This is a genomic window from Micromonospora sp. CNZ296 (genome assembly GCF_007827635.1).
Window position 1 is genome coordinate 1 of the sequence record NZ_VISW01000057.1, and the last position, 3,644, is coordinate 3,644.

The 3,644-nt window shown below is 67.5% G+C and carries 7 protein-coding genes and 1 pseudogene; 2 read left to right on the forward strand and 6 right to left on the reverse strand.

Annotation, left to right across the window (positions count from 1 at the left end):
• A pseudogene (locus FB455_RS33980) lies at positions 1-85 on the forward strand (IS5/IS1182 family transposase); the annotation flags it as partial.
• A gap of 51 nt (positions 86-136) precedes the next feature.
• Complete coding sequence (locus FB455_RS33985; RefSeq protein WP_227457594.1) at positions 137-424, forward strand: hypothetical protein; 288 nt, start codon at positions 137-139, stop codon at positions 422-424.
• 60 nt (positions 425-484) lie between these two features.
• On the opposite strand, the gene FB455_RS34510 is transcribed toward FB455_RS33985, so the two are convergent.
• The 6 genes from FB455_RS34510 to FB455_RS34015 all read right to left on the reverse strand — a co-directional run bounded on the left by FB455_RS34510 (position 485) and on the right by FB455_RS34015 (position 3,599).
• A complete protein-coding gene (locus FB455_RS34510) occupies positions 485-961 on the reverse strand; it encodes an IS3 family transposase (protein WP_486481642.1) in 477 nt (158 codons plus the stop codon).
• The gene (locus FB455_RS33995; protein WP_091331546.1) at positions 895-1,410 is read right to left on the reverse strand and encodes an IS3 family transposase; all 516 of its coding nucleotides are present in this window, start codon (positions 1,408-1,410) and stop codon (positions 895-897) included. The genes FB455_RS34510 and FB455_RS33995 overlap by 67 nt, the downstream gene beginning before the upstream one ends.
• The gene (locus FB455_RS34000) at positions 1,407-1,718 is read right to left on the reverse strand and encodes a transposase (RefSeq protein WP_030275367.1); all 312 of its coding nucleotides are present in this window, start codon (positions 1,716-1,718) and stop codon (positions 1,407-1,409) included. The genes FB455_RS33995 and FB455_RS34000 overlap by 4 nt, the downstream gene beginning before the upstream one ends.
• A gap of 88 nt (positions 1,719-1,806) precedes the next feature.
• Positions 1,807-2,280 (reverse strand): response regulator, encoded by a 474-nt coding sequence (locus tag FB455_RS34005; RefSeq protein ID WP_013476110.1) that lies wholly within the window; start codon positions 2,278-2,280, stop codon positions 1,807-1,809.
• Between the two features lie 220 nt (positions 2,281-2,500).
• Positions 2,501-2,923: a hypothetical protein gene (locus tag FB455_RS34010; RefSeq protein WP_141722637.1), complete on the reverse strand. Its 423-nt coding sequence runs from the start codon at positions 2,921-2,923 to the stop codon at positions 2,501-2,503.
• A 385-nt stretch (positions 2,924-3,308) separates the two neighbouring features.
• Positions 3,309-3,599, reverse strand: a complete 291-nt coding sequence (locus FB455_RS34015) for a site-specific integrase (RefSeq protein WP_486481641.1) — start codon at positions 3,597-3,599, stop codon at positions 3,309-3,311.
• Positions 3,600-3,644: the final 45 nt, after the last annotated feature.

Consider the following 3,644-nt stretch of genomic DNA (forward strand, 5'->3'; position numbering starts at 1 on the left):
GCGCTGCTGCCCACGCCGAGCGACCGCGATCGTGCAGGCCATCCTCGTCCTGCACCGCGTCGAAGCCGACCGCTACGCAGGATGAAAATGGCTCAATCTGCTCGACCTGGCTGTCTACAAGATCAGCGTGTCCCGGGTGCTTGGTGACTACGGCACCGCTGTCGACTACGCTCGGCAGGTCGACCCGGCCCGGATCGTCATGCCGGAGCGCCGAGCTCGCTACTGGGAAGACACAGCGCTGGCACTACACGGCCGCGGGCGCCCACAGGCGACATTCCAGGCGCTGCTTGCTGCCGAGCGAGACACCCCGCAGGAGGTTCGCTACCGGCCATGGGCGCAGCAACTCACAACCGAACTACTCAACCGCGACAGCCGCAACCTGCTAGGTGTACGTGAGTTCGCCAGCCGAATCGGGTTGATCTAGCCCTCTGCTTCCTATCGCGGCTGCTACTCCTGAGTTTCCCCTGCTTTGTTGGAGCGGTGGTTACCTGCTGCCGGCTGGTGCAGGGGTGGTGATAGGTGGTTCGGCTGGTTCGGTCTGGTGGTTGTGCCAGGCGGCCTCGTACTCGTTCGGGCTGAGGTAGCCCAGTTCCTTCTGGATGCGGCGGGTGTTGTACCAACCGTCGATGTAGGCGAAGATCGCGTTCTCGGCCTCGTCGCGGGTCCGCCACGAGGTGCGGTAGACGAGTTCGATCTTCAACGTTGACCAGAAGTTCTCCATGAGCGCGTTGTCGGAGCTGTCGCCGACGGAACCCATCGAGGGCAGGATCCCGTTGTCCTGCAAGCGTTCCGCGAAGCGGAAAGACGTGTAGTTCGATCCCCTGTCCGAGTGGTGGATCAATTGGCCGTCGCGGACGTCGCGCGACCAGATGCCGTATTCGAGGGCGGCGAGGATCAAGTCGGTGTCGCAGCGGTCAGACGTCTTCCAGCCGACGATCCGGCGGGAGAACGCATCGCGGATTGCGGCGAGCCAGAACGCGCCCTCGCCGCAGGGATGCGAGTGGCGTCGGCGACCCACAGGCGGTTCGGGCCGGTCGCGGTGAACTGTCGGTTGACCAGATCCGGTGCCGGCGTGTGCCGGGGATCCTGTCGGGTGGAGCCGCCGCGCCAGCCTCGACGCAGGAACGCCCCCTGCCAGCCCTGCTGCGCCATCAACCGCTCCACCCGCTTGCGGCCCACGCGGATGCCGTCACGGCGTAGCTGCCGGTGGACCCGGTCCGCGCCGTAGGTGCGCCCGGACGTCTCCCAGATCTCGTAGATGTTGGAGATCAGCCCCAGGTCGACCACGTCCCGATCACAGGGCTGCTCGGCCTGCTTGACCCACGCGTAGTAGGTCGAGGCGCCGATGTTCAGGACCCGTAGCAGGAGCGCGACCGCGAACTGGTCACGATGTTCACCGATGAACCTCATGACCGTCGCCGGGTCGGGTCGAGCTCCGCCGCGAAATACGCGCTCGCAGCCTTCCGGATCTCGTTCGCCCGCCGCAGCTCGCTAACTTCCCTGCGCAGCCGGCGGTTCTCCTCGACCATCTCGCTGCTCGACCGATCGTGACGCTCACCCTCATCCGCCTCGGCCTGCCGGATCCAGTTCCTGAGCGCCTCGTGATGCACACCAAGCTGCTCGGCCAGACGCCGGATCACCGGCTTCGGGTCCGACTCGCGGTACAGGCGCACAGCGCGCTGACGAAGCTCATCGGGGTACTTCTTCGGTGCTGCCACGGACGACTTCCTCCCCCACGGCCATCAGACCGTGGTCAAGAAGCTCCACGAAAGCGGGGGTGGCTCAGCGCTTGGGGCGGAGGATTTCTCAGGCCGTGCTGGAATCGGGAGGCAGGCTTGCGGTGCGGCCGTAGAAGCGGTGGATCTGCCCAACGACGCGCTCGAAGTCGTCCAGGCCGATGGGCTTGGTGACGTAGGCGCTAGCGTGCGCTGTGTAGCTGGCCAGCACGTCGGCGTCGACCACGGAAGTGGTGAACACGACGACCGGAATCGTCTTGAGCCACTGGTCGGCCTTGATCGCGGCGAGGACCTCCTGGCCGTTCATGCGGGGCATGTTCAGGTCGAGCAGGATCAACTCCGGGCGCGGAGCGTCGGCGTACTGGCCTTGACGGCGCACGAACGCCATGGCCTCTACCCCGTCGGGAACGTGGTGCAACTCAGCGGCCAGGGCGTGAGTGGCGAAGGTGTCCTCGATGAGAGCGACGTCGGCAGGATCGTCCTCGACCAGCAGCACCCGCAGCGGACCCAGTCGACCGCGGGCGGTTTCTCGGGCAACGTTCACAGCGGAAGAGTACTTCCCAGGCCTGACGCAGGTCACGAGGGCGATTCCGCAAGCGTTCGGAAGATCACTTCCAGTCAGTTCGGAGCCCTATGCCCCAAGGTGTAGGGCTGGGCGAATGAGCGAGGGAAAGCTGGTGGACCTGCGCCCGGCGCGGTGGCCGTCCTCCTTCGAAGGGCTTCGGCGGGCCGTTGCGGGGTGTCAGCGCCGTCAGCGGGGCCGGTCAAAAGGATCGCCAGGTGCGGGAAAGTGAGATCAGGCGCTCCTCAGCCCGCGAGCGCTCCTCGGCTACGCCCAATAGCCGCGTCCGTGGGCGATCGGCGAAGTCGGCCGCCGACACGTCCTCGAGGCGGGTGGCGCCAATCAGGTCGGCCTCGGCGGTGGTGATGAGCCCGGCGGCGACCGTGCGGGCGAGCACGACGTCGGGGTGTCCGCCGTCCGACGGCGGCACCGGCGGCTCCACGGGCGTACGCGGCTCACCGGCGCGCAGCGGCGTCCGAGCGGCGGGTGAGCGTAGTCTGAGTAGCCGCTGCGCCACCTTGGGCCCCCGCGTGGTTGAGCGCAATGCGGTCATCACCTCGGCCTGCACGTCCCCGGAGAAGCCGCGCAGCCGGTAAGCCGCTGGTGCAGTCCCGGGCAGGAGCACCCCGACCGCTCCGACTACCCAGGCGGACCGCCACCTCGGGCACTGTCGGTGAGCTGCCGCCACCCGGTCACTCACGGCGTAGCCGCAGGAAAGATGCATCAGGATCGCGGTCAACTCTGACAGCGCGATCCGCCGACGCGGCGGACCACCGCCGAGCGCCGGCCCGTCGACCGGCAGCGGCTCCGGGACGGTGGTCAGCAGCCGTAACGAGTTCGCGGAGACGTCGAAGGGTCGCTCGCCGTAGACCAGATGCGGCGAGGCCAGACCGGAGGCGGGCAGCGTGAAACGCAGGTGTGGCTGACCCGCCGTGCCACAGTGCGCTTTCGGTACTGACGAGCAGGTGCAGGTTGGCGGTGTTCGGCCAATGACGGCGCCCGTAGTCGAGTCAGTCGAGCAGTGCGTGGTGGGTCAGCTCGTCGAGCGGGCGGTCGTGACCGGCGATGGTGATGCGCCGGCCAGGCAGGTCGACGTCGTCGAGGTGCATCGCGCGGATCTGGCCGGGGCGCGCCGCGTGGACCGCGGCCAGTACGAGGAAGAGCCGGGCCTGCGGGGTTGTCGCGGCTGTAACGGCCTGGTTCAGCTCGTCGGGACGCAGGGGCTGCCAGATGGCGTCATCGACGCGTGGCCCTCTGACAGTGATGATGTGGGAGCGGGTCACCCGGCCGGTCTGACTCACCCTCTGACTGACCTTGGGTGTCTTCTAGGGGATTCGTCGGCTTGT

Coding starts and splice junctions, on each gene's coding strand:
- FB455_RS33995 (WP_091331546.1), bottom strand. CDS start 1,410: ATGAGGTTCATCGGTGAACATCGTGACCAGTTCGCGGTCGCGCTCCTG.